We start from the raw sequence: 22,211 nt of genomic DNA, 5'->3' as shown, positions 1-22,211 counted from the left end.
CTAGTCCTCCTTACCATGTTGAGATGCATTGATTTCGCGATAGACTTGGCTGGATTTCATCAATTCCTCGTGATTTCCGATAGCTAGGAGCTCACCTTTTTCTAAGAGGAGAATCTGGTCTGCCATCTGAAGCGTCGAAGTCCGTTGAGAAATCAAAATTAAGCTCGTATTTGGCAGATTTTCTCGAATAGCTTTCAAGAGCTTGGACTCAGTGATAGTGTCGAGGGCCGAAGTAGCATCATCTAGGATGAGAAACGGAGTCTGGCGCAAGACTGAGCGAGCAATAGACAGCCTTTGTTTTTGTCCACCTGAAAAATTTCGTCCTCCTGCTTCAACTAGGGCATCCAAGAGTCCTTCCTTTTCACTGACAAAATCCTTGGTTTGTGCAATTTCCAAGGCCTGCCAGAGTTCTTGGTCAGTTACTTCTCGATGTAAACCTATAGTCAAGTTGGAACGAATGCTTCCCTTAAAGAGTTCGATCTTTTGGGGCACATAAGCAATCCAGGACCGCCACTGCTCCAAATTAAGAGGACTAGATCCATCTCGATAAAGGTCAATGCTCCCCTTGTCTGCTGGATAAAGTCCAAGGATGAGTTGCACCAAACTTGATTTACCAGAACCCGTTCCCCCAATGATACCAAGAATTTGCCCTTGCTTCATAGCAAAGGAAATGTCTCTCAGAGAAGGCTGGGCCGCATCAGGATAGGTAAAGGTCAGTTCTTGAACTTGTAAAACCTGATCACTGGTAGCTTGCTTTTGTTCTAACTCGGAATGAATATCTTCTGGATCCTCAGCAAAAACTTCCTCGATTCGCTTAGCTGAGATGTAGGACTGATTGAGAGAATTTATCAGCATGGCTAGCTTGACCAATTCCACCAAAATCTGTAAGAGATAGTTGATAAGGGCAATGAGAGCACCTTGACTGAGTAATCCTCCTTGAATAGAAATATAGCCTTGCAAGATAATAATAAGGAGGGTTCCATTAACAATCAGATAGGTCAGAGGTGTTAATAAACTAGACCAGAAACCTGTCTTTTCTTGTAATCTAGCATAGACTTGGTTAAGGGTTTGAAAAATTTGTAACTCTCGTTTTTCTTGACCAAAAGCACGAATAACCCGCATACCTTGTATTTGCTGGCGCGTTTCCTGAACCAGTTGGTCCGTTTTCTTTCTGAGACTACTGTAGAGAGGATTGACCAGTCGAGATAGCCCTACAATGACGATAGTCAAAATCACAACCATGACCAAGAACCAGAAAGTCAGCTCAGCTGAGATGCGATAGGCCATAAAAATGGCCCCAAAAACGATAATAGGCGCTCGCAAAAAGAGACGCAGGAATTGATTGATACCAGTCTGAATCTGGTAGGTATCCGAAGTCAAGCGAGTGACCAAGCTAGAAGTGGTCAGACGGTCCCTGCTATCCTTTGGCAATGAAAGAATATGACGATAGAGGTCGTTTGTCAGTCCTTTGGCAAATCCAACCGCAGCCTTAGCTGAGTAGAACTGGGCTATTAAGGCCGCTACAACACCAATTACTGCAAAGATAAGGAGCAAACCAATCTGCATCCAGAGATGACCTTGATTTTTCTGGGGCAAGGATTGGTCAACAATCCCAGCAATCACCATGGGAACCAAGAGCTCAAACACAGCTTCTAGTAACTTGAACAAGGGTGCTAAAATTGATTCCTTGATATAGGGTTTGAAGTAAGATAATAGGTGTTTCATAAATCCCTTCTATTCTTATTCTGGAAATGAAGAAAGTGGGAAGCGCCCACCCTCTCTGTTTTATTTGTTTAAGTAAGGCAGTAGATAGCCATAGCCTGCTTCTTCCATCTCATCCTTAGCCACAAAGCGCAAGGAAGCAGAATTGATACAGTAACGGAGGCCACCAAACTCACGCGGTCCATCTGTGAAAACATGACCCAAGTGAGCATTCCCCGACCGAGAACGAACCTCAATTCGCTCCATTCCATGACTAAGGTCCTTGTAATAGTGAATCAACTCTTTGGAAATCGGACGGCTAAAACTTGGCCAACCACAACCTGAGGCAAACTTATCCTTGGCAAAAAAGAGTGGCTCACCTGTCGTGATGTCTACATAAATTCCCTCTTCAAAGGTTTGGTCATAGGCATTGGTAAATGGAGCCTCTGTAGCAGCTTCTTGGGTGACACGATAGGACTCTTCAGTTAAGCTTTCCTTTAACACTTCTTGACTAGGCTTTTCATAGTTAGAGGCATCAATTAATGGCTTATCAGCATCGGTCACATCGATATGACAGTAACCTGAAGGATTCTTCTTAAGATAGTCTTGATGGTAATCTTCAGCCAGAATGTAATGACGTAGTTTCTCCACTTCTACTGCAATTTTTCGACCAAGCATGCGCTCCTGCTCCTGCACCACTGTGTAGATAGCTGGCAAGTCTGCTTCATTCTGGTAATATATACCTGTCCGATACTGACGTCCACGGTCATTCCCTTGTTGATTGATTGACAAGGGGTCGATGACACGGAAATAATAAAGTAAAATCTCTCTAAGTGCTACTTCCTTCTCATCATAAATTACTTGAACCGTTTCTGCATGGTCTGTTTCTTTGAGCAACTGGTAATTGGTCGTTTCGACTTGACCATTAGCGTAGCCAACACTGGTTGCTAGCACTCCAGAAATGCGTGAAAAATATTCCTCTAGGCCCCAAAAACAACCACCTGCTAGATAAATTTCTGCCATCTTCATTTCTCCTTTATCAAGTTTTTAACTCGAATTCTTTTCAAAAAAAGGATAGGAAGCCCTCTGGTCGAGAGTTTCCCCATCCTATCTTCTATTCTTTATTTTGCTTCTACACGGACACCTTGGGTATCAACCTTCAAGTCATGCAGTTTGCCTTTGAAGGGTTGCTTTTCCAATTCGGCCTTAATCGTTGGCATCTTGTCATGAGAAGCCAAAACCATAACTGTCGGCCCAGCACCAGAGAGATAGGTTGCATAGGCACCATTTTCTTTGGCTACTTGCTTAATCGTCGCAAATTCTCTCACCAAGTCCTGACGATAGCGCTCGTGGAAGAGGTCTCCCTCGATTGCTTGCCCAGCAGTCGCCATGTCTCCTGCCAACAAGGCCGCAACCGCCACATTGGCGATAGAACTAGCTGCAACAGCTTCCTTATAGGACAATTTCTTAGGCAAGACACCACGGCTGTCTCGAGTACGCAATTCATAGTTTGGAATGTAGGCTAGGAAATCACACTCTGGGAAGTCTGCTACAATAGCTGAAACTTGCCCTTCAACGGAACTTGCAATAACGAGATTACCATAAATGGCTGGAGCCACATTGTCAGGATGTCCTTCAATCTTGGTCGCCAACTGCAATTTTTCATGGTCAGATAAGTTGAGATTTCCCAGTTGGTTGGCTAGTTCAATCCCAGCAACGATAACCGAGCTAGAAGAACCCAAACCACGCGCCAAGGGAACATCACTGGTCATTTTCAAGCGTCTAGGTTTCAAATCTGGTACAATTTGCAAAGCAATTTTGAGCAAGAGATTGCGCTCGTCATGAGGAATCCATTTGCCAATCTGGTGTTCAATCAGCCACTCATCTCGTTCTTCACAGACCTCAATTTGAAGATACTTGGTTACAGCTACACCGACCGAGTCAAAACCTGGCCCGATATTGGCACTGGTTGCAGGTACAATAATCTTCATCTTATTCTCCTAGCACCTTGAAGGTATTCAAGAGGTCAAATTCTGAAACCTTCTTCAATTCAGCTGAGACATTTTCAAGCTGGGCTTTATTAATCTTGTGTGTGATAATCACAACACGCGCCTTGTCACCATCTTTTCCATCTTGGAGAATTTGCTTAAAGGAAATTTCTTGGGCATTGAAGATTTCAGCCAACTTCAAGACCTGACCTTTTGAGTCTGGCGCCAAGATTGAGAAGTAGTAATTTGCTTTGACATCTTCAGGATTTGCCAAGACCAAATCACGGCTATATTCGTTGAAGTCTTTACCGATGGTACCGTCATTTAAGCGACGAACGATACGGACAATATCCGCTACAACACTTGTTGCAGTTGGTTTTTGACCAGCACCTGGCCCATAGTACATAGATTCACCAATACCGATAGATTCTACAAAGACAGCGTTCATTACGCCATTCACACTGGCAAGTGGATGCGCTTTAGGAAGGAAGGTTGGAGTCACTTCTGCAGCAATTCCTGAAGGAGTTTCCTCGATAGAACCAACCAATTTCACTACATAACCAAGCTCTTGAGCTACAGCTACATCTTCTGGTGTGATGTTACGAATTCCCTTGTGGGCTACGTCATCGAAGGCAACCTTCATGCCAAAGGCAAATTGGCTCAAAATCACCATCTTGTAGGCTGCATCAATCCCATCTACGTCATTTGTAGGGTCACTTTCTGCAAATCCTAGACGTTGCGCTTCTGCAAGAGCATCATTGTAAGACCAGCCTTCTTCCACCATCTTGGTCATCATGAAGTTAGAAGTTCCATTGACTACACCCAATACGCGAGTGATTTTATCAGAAGCCAAGGAATTTGCTAAAGTACGAAGAATTGGAATCCCACCAGCTACTGCTGCTTCGTAGTAAAGTGCTACCTTGTTAGCTTGAGCGATTTCTAACAATTCTGCACCATGGACAGCCAAAAGATCCTTGTTAGCAGTAACAACGTGTTTCCCAGCTTCCAAGGCACGAGTGATAAAGGTTTTAGCAGGTTCAATACGCCCCATCAATTCCACTACAATCGTAATGTCTCGATCTGACAAAATGTCATCCACATTGGTTACAAAGTTAAAGTCATTCCCTGCTGCAAGCAAGCGATTCTTTTCATCTTCATCCTTGACCAATACCTTAGCAACTTCAATCTCTGAATGTGCTGATTGATTGATTTTTTCTCCATTTTCCTTTAGGAGGAAAGGCACACCACTTGCAACGGTACCAAATCCTAGTAAAGCAATTTTAACTGTCATGTTTGTCTCCTCGAAATTTTCTAATATAGCCATTATAACAGAATTTTGTGAAAATTCCTATTATAGTAAATCACTATTTCAATCTAGAAAAGAAAAAACGAATCAGACGATTCGCTCTCCTTAAAATCTAGAAATAATTTTCCAGAAATGATTATCCAATCTTTTGCAGATTTAGCACTGCATCGTGATTCATCAAGACTTGACCATACTCTTGCAAGACTGAACGACTGATGTCACTATCGTCTGCAAACTCGCGCATACGGGCCAACAGCCAAGCTGGATATGGACTTGGATGATTTTCAATATCCACTAAAATGGTCAAATAATAGCGCTCATTCATCTTGTAGAGTTCAGAAGTTTCCATCTCAAAAGTCACTGTCTTGGCAAAAGCCACCAAGTCAGCCAACTTAGCAAAAGAAAGGATGTAATAGATGTAAGGCTCTTTCTTGCTCTCAGCTTCTTGTTCAGCCTGTTCCTGCTCTTCTTCCTTGGCTTCGACTTGCTCTAGAGATTGAATCGCTTCGATATCATCCTTAGTTTTGTCTGCGATGCTTTTTTCCAAGGTTTTGATAAATTCATCTGGCGACATTTGAGCCAATTCTTCCATGTCTGGCAAATCCGATAAGTCTTCAAAATCTAGATTTTGGTCAATCTTTGATTTGGTTACAAAAACATCAACCTTATCAGGTTTTGGAGTCACACGGAAGCTCAACATACCTGTATCCAAAAAGCTCTCAGGCATCTCTAACTCATCCAAGATGGCATAAAAGAACTCTTCTGTTTTTTCTTGAGGGACAAGAAAGTCAGCAATCTCCATGCCACGATCCATCAAATCCTCTAAAGACATCGTGATTTTTAAAGTTGTATCACTGATTTGTTTCATTTTCATTGCTAGTAACCTCATACTTTCAGTTCTATCTATTATACTAGATTTTTACGATTTTATCAAAAGAAGGCTCCTCTGCCGGGATAGATTTTCCATAGGGTAACTTCTGTAGAAGACTCTAATACTCTTCGAAAATCTCTTCAAACCACGTCAGCTTTATCTACAACCTCAAAGCAGTGCTTTGAGCAACCTACGGCTAGCTTCCTAGTTTGCTTTTTGATTTTCATTGAGTATAAAAGAAAATTTCTGATGACAAATAGAAAAAGCCTTCAAAATCGACTCTTAGCCAACTTTGAAGACCTGATACATCAGAATGCTTATAATTTAAAGGTTGCTACACCGAGGATAGAACGATTTAAGTTTCTAAGAATTTGAAGACTTTGTTCAAATTTCTTATAACGAGTCACTCCATACTCTTCAACAAGAAGGACTGTATCTCTTTCCAAAAGAGATGGTACATCTTGTAAATCCACAAAATGCATTCCTTTTAAGGCCTCTTGATTTTGTTTCAATTTATCTAGGATAGCTTTGTTTGAGCTAACGATTGTTAATTCTTGTCCAGCATTTTTGTATGATAGGATATCTGCTAGGTTGGCAATTGTTGTAATCTCTGTTACAAAATCAATTTGATACTGAGAAAAATCACCTGCTCTATTGATGGTTGGATTAAAGAGATAAACCAATACATTTCCCATCACAACCAAAATCACACAAACTACTCCAATAACAGCTAAACGGAGAATCAAGTTCTTCACATTCAATCCAAGCGCTGTCTCACCGTTTGCATTCAATTCTTTAGAGTTGATGGTTTCCAATTTTTCAATTTTTACATTTGCATAAGTGTGTTTAAATTTCTCAATCAATCCATCAATTTTTCGCTCCAACAAGTCATTAGCATCTTTACTTGGTGTCAAAATTTTCACACCAACCCCTGCATCGTCAATCATATAGTAGACAGTTAATTTTTTCCACCAATAATCATTCGTAGAATTTTTCAAGGTTGTTTCTGTCGTATCTAATTCACTAGCAATTTTTTTCAACTCACTAGACTCTACATCATTGAAAAGATAAGCTCCATTCAAATTCCCATCAATCAATTTCCCGTAGAAATCACTATAGCCACCAATTTGATGATTCAAAATCGTTTTGGCTGAATCTTCTGGAGGAGTGATTTTATAGCTGATATAAGTTGAATAACTTGTTGTGTCTTTGACAGTATTTTTATTCTTAACTGCTTTAATTGTAAATGGTACAGCAATGAGAGCAAATAAAGCGATGAGAGCTAGAATATTTGCTTTTCGTTTTTTGTAAAGATTTGCAAACAAATCAGCTACTGAATAATGTTCAAACATGATTTTTTTCTCCTTTGTTTAGTAGATACTGGTTCTCTTTTGTAAGCATTTTTGCTACAAATATAATCACAAGAACAATTCCCCAGAATTGCATTGTAAATAGATTGAAGAAACTTTCTGAAAAGCTACTTCTTGGCATAAAGAATAGATTATTCAAGATAAGTAGGGACAAGGCAAATAGGATTGTTCTTGAACGATAGGCTACTTGCAGCATGGCTATGAATAACATACCTAGCAAGAGACTAAGTAGAAAGACTCCTATCATACCATAGTCGGTATACAACTCCATAATATAGCTACTTCCGATACCATGTCCTTTCAAGTATTCCTTGTTTAAGACAAGATAGGATAGATTGTGGGCATAACTATTACTATCAATAGCTAGTTCCACACTATTGGTTGTATGCTCAAAGGCTTTTCCTCCGAAAATGGCCCCTAAACTTCCCCTTGCAAAATAATCAATAACAGGACCAAAAGTAAAATTGCGTAAATCTCGGTAAGGGAGGCTACTGTTAAATAGAAAGCCTCGAGCCAAAACACCAAAACTGGTTCCTTGTTTATAGATAAAGTCAAGTAAGATATCCCAGAAACCTGTATGGGAAACTTGGACATTATCCCGTACATAATTGAGTATTCCCATCGCTAACATGAGAATAGGAGAACCTACAAAAATCGCCAACTTTTCTTTAAATCCAATCCATTTTCCCTTTTCTGTTTGCTCCCGCATAAAGTAGTAAACAAAAGCAAATAGAATACTTAAAATAAAGGGATTGCGTGTCCCGATTGCCAAATGAATAGTATTAGCTGCAATAAAGGAGACAAGCACTGCTGTTGCCTGCAATTTCTTTGGCTTGGTTGCCAAATACATACACATTGCATAGACCGTAAATGTTGATAAGATATAGGTAAAATAAGGCAGTTTACTTTCAAAGTTTGCATAGTAGGCATAGTAGGAAGTCTGCAAGCGATACAGGAGTCGTTCAAATAACCGAATGAAATAGAAAGGATAGGTTAGAAGAAAAACTCCTAGCGATACAAAGCGCAACCGCTTGATGTAAACATCTTTTAGAGAACTTCCTATCTTGGGTACTTTTATTTGCTTTCTAGCTATAAAATAGCGAGCTAGGAGCCCCCCTGTGGTCAATCCCAATATCGAAACCATGACGACTATAAAGGCAAAACGATAGGCTATGGGATGATAGGTATCCAAAGCACCATCCCTAAAATAATCAATGGTCGGCCTTGATACCAGAAAGACAAAAATAGTTAAAAAGAAAATAAAATGGATTAAGTAATACTTGATATCATTCCAACAAGCAATTAAGCTACTAACCAGTAAGAACAATAAAGTAGAAAGCAAGCTAACATTGTTATTATTAAACAGATACACAATTCCACTTACTAGCGTCAAGGCATAGCTGACTATGGTCAAACTAAATAATAATCGTTTCCCATCAATCACTTGCTCACCCCCGTTCTAATGTAATTTTTTAGATTTTTCAATATTTTTCAGTAATAAGAATCGGTATAAGGAAATATTTATGAATAGAGCCAAAGCACTAATTCTTCTCCCCTTACGGAAAATTGGATTCCTAGCAATAGCAAAGGCATGGCTTTTTAAAAAACGATGAATCTGGGAATAGGCTTCAAATTGTTTATACTGATCATCTAGCAACATCTTATCCAGAATAAAGAAATGAGCATAAGCCAATCTGAAAAAAGCAACATCTTTCAAGTCCGGATAGTTTTTCATAACTTCATTATAGAATTTTTGATAGATATCAATATAGGCTAAATCCTTCTCTGCATAAGGTTTAGTCGTAATACTATCCCCTCTATGGAAATAGTAATAATAGGGTTTGGTATTAACCACATACTTCTTGGCCAACTTGATCAAATCAAAATGATAATAAGCATCTTCATAAATCAATCCCTTTGGAAAGGATAGGGCAGTTGCAATCTCTCTCTTGATTAGCTTATTACAGATCGTTCCAGGTATTTTTTCACCTATGAGGTATTCCCTCAGAAATGTTTGAGAATCACAGACAAAATACTCATCCTGATTGGCTGACTGTGGGCTTTCATCATTAGCATAGACATTCATGACACCACAGCTCGAAACATCCGCATCTTCTTGAATTAATTGCTCATATAAGCTCTGAATCATTTCTGGATGGATATAATCATCTGAGTCAATAAAAATCAGATAATCTCCGTGAGCCTGCTTCATTCCATCGTTTCGTGCTTGCGACAAACCTTCATTCTTTTTATGAAGCACTGACACCCTATCATCTTGTTCAGCGATTGAATCACACAAGCGACCACTTTCATCCGTTGCTCCATCATCAACAAGAATAATTTCCAGATTTTGATAGGTCTGCTCCTGAATGGAAGCTATCGATTTTTCTAGGTACTGCGCCACATTATAGACTGGCACAATGACACTAATTAATGCAGTTTCCATGCTACTCCTCTAATAGTTTTTCTACTTGTTCGATTTGTTTGGCAATTGTGAATTGTTGAATGAATTGGCTAGCCTCATTGACATCAAAATTTGAGGCAGAGGTCATGTAGTTCGTAATTGCCTGAGCTGCCTCTTGATTGCTCTCAATGATTTGGCCAAATCGTCCTTCTTGGGATAATTCCTCAGCCCCTCCGACATCCGTAGAGACAAAAGGAAGTCCCAGACTCAAGGCTTCCACATACACTCCAGGAAAACCTTCTTGTTTAGACATAGACAAGAGAACTTTCATCTGAGATAAATACTGATAAGGATTTTTTTGATAACCAAGGAAATGTACATAGTCTTCAAGCTCATATTCTTTAACTCGTTTTTTCAGTTCCTCTTCCATATCCCCAGCCCCTATGAAGTAGAGATGATAGTTTTTTCCCTCTTGGTGTAATAATCGTATCACTTCTACCACACGGTCAGAACCCTTATTTTCCTCAATCCGTCCGATAGTACAGATACTTTGAGGCGCAATCTCGATATCAATTTTCTCTTGAGATTTTTCTAGAAGACTCTTAAAATCATATCCATTGTAGACCGTCTGTAATTTCGAAGCATAATCTGGATAGACTTCCTTGATAGAATGACTGGTCTTTTTTGAAATTCCTACAATGGTATCCGCAGCATCCAACTGGCGTCTATGTGATTCTCTTTTTGAACTATCCTTAAGAAATTCTTCGATACTTCCATGAATCCAAGAGATCTTCTTGACTTCTTTTCTTTTAGAGAACAAAAGTGGAGGATTCATAATGGTAAAGGAAACCTCAACATCATAGTCATCTTTCACCAGTAAGCGACGTGTCAATCTTGGAAAATAAATTCTCATTCTCCACAAAAGAGCTCGAATCCATCTGGCTTGGCGATAATCCTGAAAGGATTTTAAAATGCGTACATGCTTGGGAACAGATTCGTATCCCTTATCAAAATGTTCCATTTCCAGAATATCAATATCATACTTTTCTGGATCTAGATTTGAAACAATGGTAGATAGAATCTTCTCTGCTCCACCCCCGAGAGAAAAAGACCACATAAAAAATAATATTTTTTTCTTAGCCACCATATTCTCCCTTGTATTCTGTATAAGACTTATCCATATCAGCGATGACAGCATCATGATGTGGTAGCTGCTTATCTACTGGTGGCGGCGTCATATAATCCCCAAAAGCAGTGCTGAGATAAGCATCATAGCCGACTGGAACGGGCATCTCTGTCTCTTCAAATGGCAAGAAAAGATTATCTTCAAAAGATTCGATTAGGTACTTGTTTCTCATGTAACCAGGACCCGAGCATAATTCCGTGATTCCATCGCTCTCATCTAGACTGTACTTGGTCATTTCTTTTTCAGCTTTTTTCCAAATGCGATAACGAAGAGATTTTGGAGTCAAACCGAGTAAAATGCAACTTCCCCATTTCATAAGTGCGCCATGTTTTTCTGGAATAGTTTGGGCACAAAAGAGTGAATAAATCAGTGCCCAGCGAATCTGCTTCTTTCGCTCAGCTGAATTTTTCGGATAATAATCCAAAGGCAACACATCCAAGGCCAAACCATGTGGTAAATTCAAATCCTGCTGGTAAGGTTTGATACAGGTGGTTTCCTTGTCACGAATGGTAATAAAAAGATTACGATCGACAAAATCCTTGTTACTCTTTGACAAGAAATAACGCTCATCTGCATAACGAGGCCATATTTCTGCTAATTTCTCATAATCCTTACGAGGCATAAAAAAGTCTAGGTCGTCATCCCAAGGAATAAAACCCTTGTTTCGAAGGGCACCAATAGCACCTCCTCCACAGAGATAACAAAGTAAATCATGTTCCTTGCAAAAAGCAACAAAATATTCAGCCATCTCCAGACTACGAGCCTGAATTGCTTTTAAATCAGTCATATTGTTCATTATTCTTTCTATCGTATCGTTTCATTATACCACAAATAGGGGGTGAAAATCTATTGCAGACTGTAAAAAATCAAAGCCTGACTGCTGGATAAATAGCCTTCAAACTTTGATTTTTCTGTCTTATCTTATCTCATTCCCATTTGAGCTAGCTTGGTTTGATATTTATTTTGGTCTACTAAGAGTGCCTGTCCTCCATAGACATCATAGGCATCGACCCAATCACCCAGTTCTGGAACTGTTAATCTCTCAATACCATTTTGCGCTCCATCTAGGAAGGATAAGCCATTGGTCAATAAGAAACTATAGGGAACATTCGTAGAGGTCATCCCAAAGACCTTACCAAGTGCTTCTGATCCAGTAAAGAGTTTGGTTGGATCCTTGAGTTGTTGCAGAACAGCTGTCAATACTTGCTGTTGTCTCTTGGTACGACCATAATCACCTTCATCGTCATCACGGAAACGTGCATAATTGAGCAAGGTTGAACCGTTCATCTGCTGTTTCCCAACTTTAATAGTCTGGGTTGGTGACTCTGTTTCCGTAGCATGTAAATCATCTCCGACTGTAGCTTCGGTTAAAGGTTGACCTTCTAAGGTTGAGAATTTGGCATCAATCGTCACACCATCAGGAAATAAAGTGTCAATAGCAGTTGCGAATGCCTGGAAGTCTACCAAGGCGTAGTACTTAATGTCCAAGTCAAAATTATCTTTCAATACTTGGCGAACCATTTCTGCCCCTTTTTGCCCCTCTTGTTCTCCTAGTTCATAGGCCACATTCAACTTATTATCTGACTGCTTTCTACCATTAATGACTTGACTGTATCCGTCTATATAAACCAAATTGTCACGCATGAAGCTGACCAGCTTGATTTTCTTATCTGAGCCACCAACGTTTAGTACCATAATAGAGTCCGTTCTCGTCTCAGCACTATTTTGGCCAATCCGTCCATCCGTTCCCATAATCAAAATATTGACCCCATCCTTGGTATCTTGACCATGAAAAACTTCTACTTGAGCTGCCTTAGCATTGGCAGGTTTGTTTGGATCCGCATTTGAATAACCTTTTAGGAACATAAAAATCATGCCAAAACCGACACAGGCTAGAAGGGCAAGCAATCCTGCAAAAATGCGCCCCCAACGAATCTTACGTTTTTTGGACTTAACCTTTGGAAGAGGATGACTTTTCTGATATTTTTTTGCACGACTACGGTTACCATAGGATGGAAGAGGAGACTGATTGACTGGTTCCATGAAAGACTCTTCCATATCGTGATTTTCATTATAAATTTCTGGAGAAGCTTTACTACTGCTAGCCATATTTAACTTACCTTGCAGGTAAGCAAACTCTTTTTTCTCTCGCTCATTGAGGTAATGAATATTCTTAAAAAGATAGTCATAACGCAACTGCTCGTGGTGGCTTAAGGGATTTTCTTTACTCATCTTCTCTCCTTTCCATGGTCTGATATTGGATAAATAGGATAGGCGCCCAGTACTTTATACTGGATTCCAATCGCTTCTAATTCTTTTTGGGCAAAGTGGACTAGGCCCTTATCAGTATAGTCCACATCAATAATGAAAAAGTATTCTCCCAGTGCTGTCTTGAGTGGCCGACTTTCAATTTTTGTCAGGTCAATTCCTCTCCAAGCAAAGGTCGACAGGGCCTTATAAAGTGCACCTGGAAGGTTGTCCGGTAAGGTCAAGGCCAAACTCATTTTTTCAGTTTGTGATTTCAAGGGAATAGAAGGCATTTCAGCTCCCAAAACCCAGAAACGTGTGAAATTAGCTTCCATTTCTTGAATATCTTCAGCAATCAGTTCCAAGCCATATTCTTCAGCAGAACTTCTAGGTGCAATGGCTGCATAAGGCTGGTCAGGATGTTCGGAAATAAAGCGGGCCGCATAGGCTGTACTAGCAGTCACCTCAATTTGAGCATCTGGATACTGTTCATCGATGAATTTCTTTCCTTGAGCCAAAGCCTGTGGATGAGAAAAAATCTTTTCAATCTTAGTGTGACCTGGAACCACCATCAACTGCTGATGAATAGGCTGAACGATTTCTGCAACTGCTTGAATGCGAGCCTGATGAAAAAGGTAGTCCAAGGTTTCATGAACACTACCCTCGATAGAATTTTCAACTGGTACCACAGAATAGTCCACCAAGCCTTGCTCATAGGCCTTAATGACATCTGTAATATTGGCAAAGGCCTGCAATTCCTCATGAGGAAAAGCTGTCTGCACAACATGGTGTGAAAATGATCCCTTGGGACCTAGATAAGCAATTTTCATCTCAGTTCCTCTATAATTTCCTCTGGGCTTAACCTGGTCACATCCAAAATCCGACTAGCCACTTCCTCATACCAAGCCTGTCGTTCTTGGAAAATAGCTGCTAGTTCTTCCTTGCTATTATTTAGAAAAAGCGGACGCTGATTGTCCTTATCAGCTGCGATACGGTGGTAGAGAGTTTCAAAATCGGCTTTCAGGTAGATATTATCAGAATTGGTCTTGAGTAAGTTGCGATTTCTCTGAGAAATAACCACTCCTCCACCAGTTGACACAACTTGATCTCTTTGTAGTAACTCAGCTAATACTTCTGACTCTACCTGTCGAAAGGCCTCTTCTCCCATTTCCGAGAAAAATTCCGAAATAGACATGCCTAAGCGCTTCTCTATCAGAGCATCCATATCGAGATAATCTGGATCCAATCCTCTTGCAATAGTCGATTTTCCAGCCCCCATAAAGCCTAATAACACCTTAGCCATGAATCAAGCTCTCCAAATCATCAAAGAAGCTAGGATAGCTGGTATTGATAGCTTCAGCACGGTCAAGCTCCACCTCTCCATCAGCAACCAAGAGGGCCGCGATAGCTGTCATCATACCGATACGGTGGTCACCAAACGTATTGACTCTAGCACCGTGAAGGGCTGATTTCCCTTTGATAATCATTCCATCAGCTGTAGGAATAATATCTGATCCCATGCTATTTAAGGCGTCTGCCACAACCTGAATGCGGTCTGTTTCCTTGACCTTAAGTTCCTCAGCATCCTTGATAACTGTGACACCTTGGGCTTGGGTCGCCAGCAGGGCAATAATTGGCAATTCATCAATCAAGCGTGGAATCAAAGCACCACCAATCTCTGTTCCTTTGAGGTCTGAAGACTCAACAGTTAAGGTAGCAGATTTAGCGACTGGGTCAATTTCAGTTATTTCTAGTTTTCCACCCATGGCACGAATGACATCGATAATTCCTGTACGCGTTTCGTTAATACCTACATTCTTAAGCACTACACGAGAATTTGGAACAATCAAACCTGCGACTAGCCAAAAGGCTGCACTGGAAATATCTCCTGGAACAACCACCTTTTGTCCAGTCAGTTTTTGAGGCCCTTGGACTGTGATTTTCTTGCCATCCACACTTAAATGACCACCAAATTGTTGCAGCATATCTTCAGTATGATTACGAGTGCACTCTTTTTCGATAATTACAGACTCCCCCTGAGCCTGCAAGGCCGCAAACATCAAGGCTGACTTGACTTGGGCAGAAGCAATTGGCAACTCATAATGAATAGGTTTTAGGTTTTTCGTCCCTTTTAAATGAAGGGGAGGCAGGTCTCGCTCAGTTTGCCCTGAAATACTAACGCCAATTTTTTTCAAGGGAAGGGTCACACGGTCCATAGGACGTTTGGATAGACTGTCGTCTCCGAACATCTCTACTTCAAAGTCTGCACCAGCAAGGACACCTGAAATCAGGCGAATCGAGGTTCCAGAATTTCCCATATCAAGGGCATTTTGTGGAGCTTTTAAGCCATCCATACCTACACCTTGAATGGTAATAACCCCATCTTTATCCTCAATCTCAACACCAAGGTCACGAAAGACTTGCATGGTCGAAAGGACGTCTTCGCCACGTAATATATCATAAACCTTGGTCTCACCCTCAGCCAAACTTCCAAAGATAATGGACCGATGGCTAATAGACTTGTCACCTGGAACTCGGATACTGCCGTGTAAGTGGCTAATGTTTGTTTTTAGTTTCATACTGGACCTCATACTTGCAATACTTTTACCTATTTTATCATAAAAAGCCAGAAATTCCTTAAAAATTCCTGACTTTATGATAGTTATTTTCTTATTTTAGCAATTCTGAAACTGGTTCGAAAACAATTTTTTCAATGTCAGAAAGGTAAATTGCCAATTGTTGTTGCTTAGTAAAAAATTCTGATAAGAGGCTATTCCCTTGAATCTGCTTACCAAAGCCTTCCATTTTCGCTTGAAAGGAAGCGTCTGGCATTTGACCTGTCTGTGCCAGTCTTTGAATTTCGTCTTGGAAGGCAACATATTCTGTAAAAATTTTGCTTGCCTCAGCATCTGCTGAAATAGCATCTTTAGCTGCTTTGACAGCCTTGTATTCTGGTAATTCGCGTAGACCGCGACTGAGTTCGTTTGCACTATCGTAAATATTTGACATAATTTTCTCCTTACTTGATGACGACTGTGTAGTCGGTATTTTCTGTTATGAGATGCTCAGCTCTTTCCAAGTCTTGAGCATTTTTAAATGAAATTTGTAGAATCCCGTGAATATCCTCACGGTTTTCCTCATTGATGTGAATATTAACCAAGGAAGTTCCACGTAACAGTTCCAAAATCCTCAGGATGACATCTTCTTCATCGGGAACATCGACATAGAGGTCATAAGAGCTATCCACACCGCCACGCTTATGAATTTCCATGGTCTGACGTTGCTCACGCGCTTGATTGAAAAAATTCCAGATTTGCTCCTCATCTCCCTTGCTGATAGCCTGACTAACCTCATTCAAACGTTCCTTAAAATCCTCAATCCGCTCTAGGATAGTCTCACGATTGGACAAGAGAATGGAGGTCCACATCCCTGGCTCGCTTTCCGCAATCCGAGTCATATCTCGAAAACCACCTGCCGCAAAGCGCCTTGCCATCTCATGTTCTTGAGCATAGACCGCGGTCTGTTCCATGAGACTAGAAGCCAGAATATGTGGAAAATGGCTAATCTGAGAAGTCACCCGATCATGCTCCTTGGCATCAATTTCGATAAAGCGAGCATGAAGACCTGAAAGCAGAGCCTTCATTTCCTCAAGCGTGTCATGACTTGTCAGGCTTGAAGGTGTAAAGATATAATAGGCATTTTCAAAGAGATTAACATCCGCAGAGGCGGCCCCTGTCTTGTGACTACCAGCCATGGGATGGGCTCCGACGAAGCGAATAGCCTTGCCAACCAAATACTGCTCCGCTACATCTACAATAGCTGACTTGGTCGAACCAGCATCTGAGATAATCACGCCTTCTTTCAAGTCCAAGTTGGCCAATTCCTTAATGAAAGCAATGGTTTGTTTGATTGGCAAGCTAAGAATAATGATATCCGCAAGAGGAGCAAAACTAGCAAAATCATCCGTTGCACGGTCAATCATGCCTTCTTTCAAGGCGATATCTCTCGAAGCTTGACTGCGATTATAACCTAAAATTTCATAATCTGGATGATCGCGTTTGATACCAAGTGCCATCGAGGCACCGATCAAACCAAGACCTGCGATATAGACTATTTTTGCCATAGGAACTCCTTAATAGTTCTTTGTATAGTCTCGGTGTTGGGCTACCGCTTCTTTTAGTTCCTCGAGATTATCTGATGAGAATTTTTCAAGGATTTCTTGCGCCAGAACCGTTGCCACAACAGCTTCCATGACCACTCCTGCAGCTGGAAGAGCGGTCGGATCACTTCTCTCAACAGTTGCCTTATAGGGTTCATGGGTTTCGATATCCACACTCATAAGAGGCTTATAAAGAGTAGGAATAGGTTTCATAACTCCACGAACAACGATCGGTTGCCCGTTGGTCATACCACCTTCAAAGCCGCCAAGATTGTTAGTACGGCGAATATAGCCGTCTTCTTTAGACCAGAGAATCTCATCCATAACTTGGCTACCTTTGCGGTAACCAGCTTCAAAGCCAAGACCAAATTCAACCCCTTTAAAGGCATTGATAGAGACAACTGCTTGGGCAAGTCTGGCATCCAATTTTCTGTCCCATTGGACATAGGAACCAAGACCAACTGGAACACCTCCGACAACTGTCTCGACAACCCCACCGATAGTATCTCCATCACGCTTGATTTGGTCAATATAGTCCTTGATTTCCTGTTCCCTTTCTTGGTTAACAATAGAAACTTCGGACTGGGCAACTCGTTCCTTAATCTCAGCGACTGTTAGATTTTCAGGAACATCGATTTCCTTGCCACCGAATACTACAACATGGTTGGCAATCTCCATATTCAGCTCAGTCAAGAGGCGTTTGGCTACTGCGCCAACTGCCACCCGCATAGTTGTTTCACGAGCAGATGAGCGCTCCAAGGAATTACGCAAATCATCAAAACGGTACTTGATGCCCCCAACCAAGTCGGCATGACCTGGACGTGGATGGGTGATTTTCCGTTTGCTTTTAAGGCGGTCTTCAATGTCCTCCGCAGACATGATATCCAGCCATTTCTGATGGTCCTTATTGACGACATCCATAGTAATGGGAGCCCCAGTAGTCTTCCCATGGCGAACACCCGAAGTAAAGACAACTTGGTCACTCTCAATCTTCATACGACCACCGCGGCCATATCCACCCTGACGACGTTTCAAATCCTCATTGATGTCCTCTGCTGTCAAGGGAAGTCCAGCTGGAATTCCCTCAATGATAGCCGTCAGACGAGGACCGTGTGATTCTCCTGCTGTTAAATATCTCATACACTCTCCTTATTTTACCAAGTAGTCTTTCATCTCTTCCAGAGAAACTGGGTGAATAGTCGCTGAACCAAGCTCTGGTACCAAGACCAATTTCAAGGTATTGCCACGCGCTTTCTTGTCATGAGTCAAAGCTTGATAAAGCTTATCTACATCCCAGTTTTCATAGTCAACAGGCAAACCAAACTTCTGGCACATCTCTGTGATAGATTGGGTAATACCAGCTGGCATAAGGCCTTTTTCCTCAGCTACCTTGGAAATCTGAACCATGCCCATGGCTACAGCTTCTCCATGCATGACCTTGCCATAACCGGCCGTTGCTTCAATAGCATGACCAATAGTATGGCCAAAATTGAGGTAAAGGCGAACACCATTGTCCAACTCATCCTCAACTACCATCTTACGCTTAACCTGGCAAGAATGTTCAATTAAAGTCTCTGCATGTTCCAGAATGCTCTCTACAGAACCATCTAGCTCCGTCAAGAGAGCCCAAAGTGCTGGATCCTCAATCAAGCCGTACTTGATAACCTCACCCATTCCTTCAATCAATTCTCTTTTTCCGAGAGTTTCAAGAACAAGTGGATCAATCAAAACCCCATCTGGTTGGGCAAAGGTCCCCACCATATTTTTAGCAAATGGAGTATTAACACCTGTCTTTCCGCCGATAGAAGAATCAACCTGGGCTGTCAAACTAGTCGGAATCTGAACAAAGTGAATACCCCGCATATAGGTAGAGGCTACGAAACCAGCCAAGTCTCCAACGACACCACCTCCGAGAGCCACGATTCCATCGCTACGAGTCAGCCCCTGCTTAACAAGAAATTCATAGACTTTCTGAACAGTAGTTAAATTCTTTCTTTCTTCCCCTTCCAAAAAGTCAAATACCGCTACCTGAAAACCAGCATCTTCTAGGCTGAGCTTGACCTTCTCTGCATAAAGAGAAGCTACATGGTTGTCTGTTACAATGACCACTTTTTGTGGTTGCCATAGTTCTCGCAACCATTGACCAGCCTGAGCCAGACAGCCTTTTTCAATCTGAATATCATAAGGATGATGAGGAATATCGATTCTGATTTTCATAGGAGAATCTCCCTTTCTTTATTGGTATTTTTCTGTTAAGGACTGCCAAATCTCTTCTGTCGGCATTTCCTTTCCTGTCCACAGTTGAAAAGCTTCTGCAGCTTGATAAAGCAACATTCCCAGACCATTGACTGCTTGATTTCCCTGACTTCTGGCCCATTTCAAAAATGGTGTTTCAAAGGGTTGGTAAATAATATCTGCTACTAGGAGAGTTTCTGATAGGACAATGTTTTCAGGAACTGGAGATGATTGACCATCCATCCCTACACTTGTCGCATTGACCAGTAAATCCGACTCAGCAATCCTTGCTTGCAGTTCAGGAACATCTTCTAAAGCATACAAGTCCACTTTAAAGCCTGTCTGTTCCTGTAACTTGGTCAGGTAAGGTCTTGTTTTTTCCATAGAAACTGAACGAACAAAGACCGAAATCTGACTGACGCCATCCAAAATAGCTTGCCCCAAAATGGACTTGGCCGCACCACCAGCACCCAGCAAGGTCATCTTCTTACCTGAAATTGTAAAAGAAGGCAAGCTCTTAAAAAATCCCTTGCCATCTGTATTATATCCAATTAAATTGCCATTCTCATTGACAACCGTATTAACCGCACCAATCAAGCGCGCTTCATCGCTCAGCTCATCCAAATAAGGAATCACCTGCTCCTTGTAAGGCATGGAGAGATTGATGCCAAACATCTGGTAGCGACGAATATTAGCCACTGTTTCTGACAAATCACCCGCTTCAATCTCCCAAGCCACATAAGCACCGTTGGTAGCTGTCGCCTCAAAGGCCCTATTGTGAATAAAGGGGGAAATAGAGTGCTTAATAGGATTGGCAACAACGGCAGCTAAACGTGTATAGCCATCAAGCTTCATCCAAAATCTCCCGAATTTTTTTCATGTTAGCTAGAGAAATCTGACCTGGGGCACTGGCCTCATCTAAACTAGCAAAGGACCAGCTAGAACCAGTCACATCCGCAGTGATACGAGAAACTTTGCCCACCTTGCCCATAGAAATGGTCACATACTCCTGTTCAGGATTGAGGGTTTTAAAGCCTCGTGTATAGTTCATCAAGTCTAAGACATCCTGCTCTGTGTGAGCCATCACTGCAACCTTGACAAGTTTTGGATTTAAGCTCGTCAACTCTGACAAGATTTCCATCATATTTTCAGGTGTTTCTTGGAAATTGTGGTAACTCAAAACAAGATTTGGGAAGTCCAGCATTTCCTCAAAAACATCCTTGTAGCTGTAGTACTCAAAATCAATATAGTCTGGTTGATAGAGTTGCGCCACTTCCTTGATTAGATGGATATATTCTTCTGGAGAAAGGTCGATTTCTCCCCCCTCAGAGCGAGTTCGTAGCGTGAAAACCAACTCACGACCTGCGAATTTTTCAAAAATCGCTGGAGCCACCTGCAAAATCGCTTCCTTAGGCAGATAGTCGGCACGCCATTCAATGATGTCGGCATCCAGGTACCTCGTGGCATCCAGAGCCTGGGCCTCCTCTAAACTTCTTGGCATTACTGAAACGATTAATTTCATTTACTAACCTTCATACTAATCACCTTGAGGTAATTACTACTTTCATCTTTTTTATTATAGGCGAAATCTGCTGGAAGACCGTATTTGTTTAAAATCTGGTAACTTCTTCCTGCAAAGCCTTTATCAATTTGTTCTATAAATTTCTGGCGGGAAACATTGGCAGCATTGGTACTGGCAATGATAATCCCTTCCGGATTTAAAATCTCAAGACTCTGGGATATCAACTTGTGATAATCCTTAGCCACAGAAAATGTTTGTTTTTTGTTCCGAGCAAAGCTAGGCGGATCTAGGACAATCACATCATAGGTCAAGCCTTTTCGCTTGGCATACTTGAAATACTCAAAGACATCCATGACTATAAAACGATGGTCGTCTGTGCTGATTGCATTTGCCTGAAAATGCGCTTGAGACAATTCTCGTGAACGTTTAGCTAGGTCAACCGAAGTAGTCTGGCTTGCTCCTCCCATGGCCGCAGCTACTGAAAAGGCTGCTGTGTAGGAAAACATATTGAGCAAGGATTTACCCATAGCCAACCCATCCACTAAACTACCGCGAACTTCATGCTGATCTAGGAAAATCCCTGTCATCAAGCCATCGTTCATAAAGACTTGATACAGAACACCATTTTCCAGAACAGTGAAAAAGTCAGGTGCTTCTTGACCATAAACATGGGCAGATTCATAGTCCAAACCCTTAAAGCGTATCTTCTCATAGGCCCCTAACACCTCAGGAAAAACCTGTCTAAAAGCTTCTGAGATAACCTTGCGAATCTGATAAACATAAGAGTTATACCAAGAAAAGACAGCATAGTCGCCATAAAGGTCCACTGTCATACCACCAAAGCCATCTCCCTCTTGGTTGAAGAGACGAAAGGCAGTTGTCAATTCGTCTTGATAGTAGGCTTTTCTCTTTTCTTTAGCTTGTCTAAACAGTGCTTCAAAGAAAGCTTGATTGAAGGTCACCTTGTCTGTGCTAACAAACCAGCCCAAGCCCTTGTTTTGCTGAGAAAGGTAGGCAGTACCAAGAAAGTTTCCATCTTGACTATGAACTTCTACTTCCTGATCCTTGAGATGAACATCTGCAAGATCACTGGCTTCTAGTAAAACTAGTCCCTTTGAAAGCTTTTTTTCAACCCTTTTGCTGACTCTTATTTTATTCATAGTCACTATTATAGCAAATTTTGTGACAATTCTCAAAAAAGAAACTACCCTTGCTTTTTTAC

The 22,211-nt window shown here is 41.3% G+C and carries 21 protein-coding genes; all 21 read right to left on the bottom strand.

Features of this window, described 5'->3' with window-relative positions; all coding sequences use genetic code 11:
- The 21 genes from N8N51_RS02245 to N8N51_RS02145 all read right to left on the bottom strand — a co-directional run bounded on the left by N8N51_RS02245 (window position 1) and on the right by N8N51_RS02145 (window position 22,149).
- Window positions 1-1,725 carry an ABC transporter ATP-binding protein gene (locus N8N51_RS02245; protein WP_261103477.1) on the bottom strand — a complete coding sequence of 575 codons (1,725 nt, stop codon included), beginning with the start codon at window positions 1,723-1,725 and terminating at the stop codon, window positions 1-3.
- A gap of 60 nt (window positions 1,726-1,785) precedes the next feature.
- Entirely contained in the window at window positions 1,786-2,724 is a 939-nt protein-coding gene (gene msrB, locus N8N51_RS02240; protein WP_261103476.1) for a peptide-methionine (R)-S-oxide reductase MsrB, read from the bottom strand.
- Between the two features lie 98 nt (window positions 2,725-2,822).
- Window positions 2,823-3,692, bottom strand: a complete 870-nt coding sequence (gene thrB / locus N8N51_RS02235; protein WP_261103475.1) for a homoserine kinase — start codon at window positions 3,690-3,692, stop codon at window positions 2,823-2,825.
- A 1-nt stretch (window position 3,693) separates the two neighbouring features.
- Window positions 3,694-4,980, bottom strand: coding sequence for a homoserine dehydrogenase (locus tag N8N51_RS02230; RefSeq protein ID WP_049542925.1), 1,287 nt, complete (start codon window positions 4,978-4,980; stop codon window positions 3,694-3,696).
- A gap of 151 nt (window positions 4,981-5,131) precedes the next feature.
- Window positions 5,132-5,869, bottom strand: coding sequence for an adaptor protein MecA (gene mecA / locus N8N51_RS02225; protein ID WP_045606088.1), 738 nt, complete (start codon window positions 5,867-5,869; stop codon window positions 5,132-5,134).
- A 314-nt stretch (window positions 5,870-6,183) separates the two neighbouring features.
- Complete coding sequence (gene tarQ, locus N8N51_RS02220) at window positions 6,184-7,218, bottom strand: teichoic acid biosynthesis protein TarQ (RefSeq protein WP_070527113.1); 1,035 nt, start codon at window positions 7,216-7,218, stop codon at window positions 6,184-6,186.
- Complete coding sequence (locus N8N51_RS02215; protein WP_033684924.1) at window positions 7,211-8,680, bottom strand: O-antigen polysaccharide polymerase Wzy family protein; 1,470 nt, start codon at window positions 8,678-8,680, stop codon at window positions 7,211-7,213. Before N8N51_RS02215 ends, tarQ begins: the two co-directional genes overlap by 8 nt.
- A gap of 15 nt (window positions 8,681-8,695) precedes the next feature.
- A complete protein-coding gene (locus N8N51_RS02210) occupies window positions 8,696-9,682 on the bottom strand; it encodes a glycosyltransferase family 2 protein (RefSeq protein ID WP_033684923.1) in 987 nt (328 codons plus the stop codon).
- Window position 9,683: 1 nt separating this feature from the next.
- Window positions 9,684-10,787 carry a glycosyltransferase gene (locus N8N51_RS02205; protein ID WP_223330282.1) on the bottom strand — a complete coding sequence of 368 codons (1,104 nt, stop codon included), beginning with the start codon at window positions 10,785-10,787 and terminating at the stop codon, window positions 9,684-9,686.
- Window positions 10,777-11,622, bottom strand: a complete 846-nt coding sequence (locus tag N8N51_RS02200; RefSeq protein WP_080983305.1) for a LicD family protein — start codon at window positions 11,620-11,622, stop codon at window positions 10,777-10,779. The genes N8N51_RS02205 and N8N51_RS02200 overlap by 11 nt, the downstream gene beginning before the upstream one ends.
- A gap of 125 nt (window positions 11,623-11,747) precedes the next feature.
- Window positions 11,748-13,058 carry an LCP family protein gene (locus N8N51_RS02195; RefSeq protein WP_125393024.1) on the bottom strand — a complete coding sequence of 437 codons (1,311 nt, stop codon included), beginning with the start codon at window positions 13,056-13,058 and terminating at the stop codon, window positions 11,748-11,750.
- Window positions 13,055-13,903, bottom strand: coding sequence for a prephenate dehydratase (gene pheA, locus N8N51_RS02190; RefSeq protein WP_223330283.1), 849 nt, complete (start codon window positions 13,901-13,903; stop codon window positions 13,055-13,057). The genes N8N51_RS02195 and pheA overlap by 4 nt, the downstream gene beginning before the upstream one ends.
- The gene (locus N8N51_RS02185) at window positions 13,900-14,376 is read right to left on the bottom strand and encodes a shikimate kinase (protein ID WP_223330284.1); all 477 of its coding nucleotides are present in this window, start codon (window positions 14,374-14,376) and stop codon (window positions 13,900-13,902) included. Before N8N51_RS02185 ends, pheA begins: the two co-directional genes overlap by 4 nt.
- Window positions 14,369-15,652: a 3-phosphoshikimate 1-carboxyvinyltransferase gene (aroA, locus tag N8N51_RS02180; protein WP_045611302.1), complete on the bottom strand. Its 1,284-nt coding sequence runs from the start codon at window positions 15,650-15,652 to the stop codon at window positions 14,369-14,371. Before aroA ends, N8N51_RS02185 begins: the two co-directional genes overlap by 8 nt.
- Window positions 15,653-15,743: 91 nt before the next feature.
- Window positions 15,744-16,082: a YlbF/YmcA family competence regulator gene (locus N8N51_RS02175; RefSeq protein WP_049542908.1), complete on the bottom strand. Its 339-nt coding sequence runs from the start codon at window positions 16,080-16,082 to the stop codon at window positions 15,744-15,746.
- Window positions 16,083-16,092: 10 nt separating this feature from the next.
- The gene (locus tag N8N51_RS02170) at window positions 16,093-17,196 is read right to left on the bottom strand and encodes a prephenate dehydrogenase (protein WP_261103474.1); all 1,104 of its coding nucleotides are present in this window, start codon (window positions 17,194-17,196) and stop codon (window positions 16,093-16,095) included.
- 9 nt (window positions 17,197-17,205) lie between these two features.
- Entirely contained in the window at window positions 17,206-18,372 is a 1,167-nt protein-coding gene (aroC, locus tag N8N51_RS02165) for a chorismate synthase (protein ID WP_023946354.1), read from the bottom strand.
- Window positions 18,373-18,381: 9 nt separating this feature from the next.
- The gene (gene aroB, locus N8N51_RS02160; protein ID WP_261056747.1) at window positions 18,382-19,449 is read right to left on the bottom strand and encodes a 3-dehydroquinate synthase; all 1,068 of its coding nucleotides are present in this window, start codon (window positions 19,447-19,449) and stop codon (window positions 18,382-18,384) included.
- A gap of 18 nt (window positions 19,450-19,467) precedes the next feature.
- Window positions 19,468-20,322 (bottom strand): shikimate dehydrogenase, encoded by an 855-nt coding sequence (locus tag N8N51_RS02155; RefSeq protein ID WP_020903193.1) that lies wholly within the window; start codon window positions 20,320-20,322, stop codon window positions 19,468-19,470.
- Window positions 20,312-20,989 carry a type I 3-dehydroquinate dehydratase gene (gene aroD, locus N8N51_RS02150; protein WP_000767765.1) on the bottom strand — a complete coding sequence of 226 codons (678 nt, stop codon included), beginning with the start codon at window positions 20,987-20,989 and terminating at the stop codon, window positions 20,312-20,314. The genes N8N51_RS02155 and aroD overlap by 11 nt, the downstream gene beginning before the upstream one ends.
- Window positions 20,986-22,149 carry a class I SAM-dependent rRNA methyltransferase gene (locus N8N51_RS02145; RefSeq protein ID WP_084950323.1) on the bottom strand — a complete coding sequence of 388 codons (1,164 nt, stop codon included), beginning with the start codon at window positions 22,147-22,149 and terminating at the stop codon, window positions 20,986-20,988. Before N8N51_RS02145 ends, aroD begins: the two co-directional genes overlap by 4 nt.
- Window positions 22,150-22,211: the final 62 nt, after the last annotated feature.

The organism is Streptococcus mitis, assembly GCF_946188685.1.
Taxonomy (GTDB): Bacteria; Bacillota; Bacilli; order Lactobacillales; family Streptococcaceae; genus Streptococcus; species Streptococcus mitis_CC.
The sequence above is the reverse complement of the archived record's forward strand: the minus strand, read 5'-3'. Positions and strand labels throughout refer to the sequence as shown.

What these genes read in the sequence shown, in the direction of transcription:
- N8N51_RS02245 (WP_261103477.1), bottom strand. Translation starts at nt 1,725, where the DNA reads ATGAAACACCTATTATCTTACTTCAAACCCTATATCAAGGAATCAATT.
- msrB (WP_261103476.1), bottom strand. Translation starts at nt 2,724, where the DNA reads ATGGCAGAAATTTATCTAGCAGGTGGTTGTTTTTGGGGCCTAGAGGAA.
- thrB (WP_261103475.1), bottom strand. Translation starts at nt 3,692, where the DNA reads ATGAAGATTATTGTACCTGCAACCAGTGCCAATATCGGGCCAGGTTTT.
- N8N51_RS02230 (WP_049542925.1), bottom strand. Translation starts at nt 4,980, where the DNA reads ATGACAGTTAAAATTGCTTTACTAGGATTTGGTACCGTTGCAAGTGGT.
- mecA (WP_045606088.1), bottom strand. Translation starts at nt 5,869, where the DNA reads ATGAAAATGAAACAAATCAGTGATACAACTTTAAAAATCACGATGTCT.
- tarQ (WP_070527113.1), bottom strand. Translation starts at nt 7,218, where the DNA reads ATGTTTGAACATTATTCAGTAGCTGATTTGTTTGCAAATCTTTACAAA.
- N8N51_RS02210 (WP_033684923.1), bottom strand. Translation starts at nt 9,682, where the DNA reads ATGGAAACTGCATTAATTAGTGTCATTGTGCCAGTCTATAATGTGGCG.
- N8N51_RS02205 (WP_223330282.1), bottom strand. Translation starts at nt 10,787, where the DNA reads ATGGTGGCTAAGAAAAAAATATTATTTTTTATGTGGTCTTTTTCTCTC.
- N8N51_RS02200 (WP_080983305.1), bottom strand. Translation starts at nt 11,622, where the DNA reads ATGAACAATATGACTGATTTAAAAGCAATTCAGGCTCGTAGTCTGGAG.
- N8N51_RS02195 (WP_125393024.1), bottom strand. Translation starts at nt 13,058, where the DNA reads ATGAGTAAAGAAAATCCCTTAAGCCACCACGAGCAGTTGCGTTATGAC.
- pheA (WP_223330283.1), bottom strand. Translation starts at nt 13,903, where the DNA reads ATGAAAATTGCTTATCTAGGTCCCAAGGGATCATTTTCACACCATGTT.
- N8N51_RS02185 (WP_223330284.1), bottom strand. Translation starts at nt 14,376, where the DNA reads ATGGCTAAGGTGTTATTAGGCTTTATGGGGGCTGGAAAATCGACTATT.
- aroA (WP_045611302.1), bottom strand. Translation starts at nt 15,652, where the DNA reads ATGAAACTAAAAACAAACATTAGCCACTTACACGGCAGTATCCGAGTT.
- N8N51_RS02175 (WP_049542908.1), bottom strand. Translation starts at nt 16,082, where the DNA reads ATGTCAAATATTTACGATAGTGCAAACGAACTCAGTCGCGGTCTACGC.
- N8N51_RS02170 (WP_261103474.1), bottom strand. Translation starts at nt 17,196, where the DNA reads ATGGCAAAAATAGTCTATATCGCAGGTCTTGGTTTGATCGGTGCCTCG.
- aroC (WP_023946354.1), bottom strand. Translation starts at nt 18,372, where the DNA reads ATGAGATATTTAACAGCAGGAGAATCACACGGTCCTCGTCTGACGGCT.
- aroB (WP_261056747.1), bottom strand. Translation starts at nt 19,449, where the DNA reads ATGAAAATCAGAATCGATATTCCTCATCATCCTTATGATATTCAGATT.
- N8N51_RS02155 (WP_020903193.1), bottom strand. Translation starts at nt 20,322, where the DNA reads ATGAAGCTTGATGGCTATACACGTTTAGCTGCCGTTGTTGCCAATCCT.
- aroD (WP_000767765.1), bottom strand. Translation starts at nt 20,989, where the DNA reads ATGAAATTAATCGTTTCAGTAATGCCAAGAAGTTTAGAGGAGGCCCAG.
- N8N51_RS02145 (WP_084950323.1), bottom strand. Translation starts at nt 22,149, where the DNA reads ATGAATAAAATAAGAGTCAGCAAAAGGGTTGAAAAAAAGCTTTCAAAG.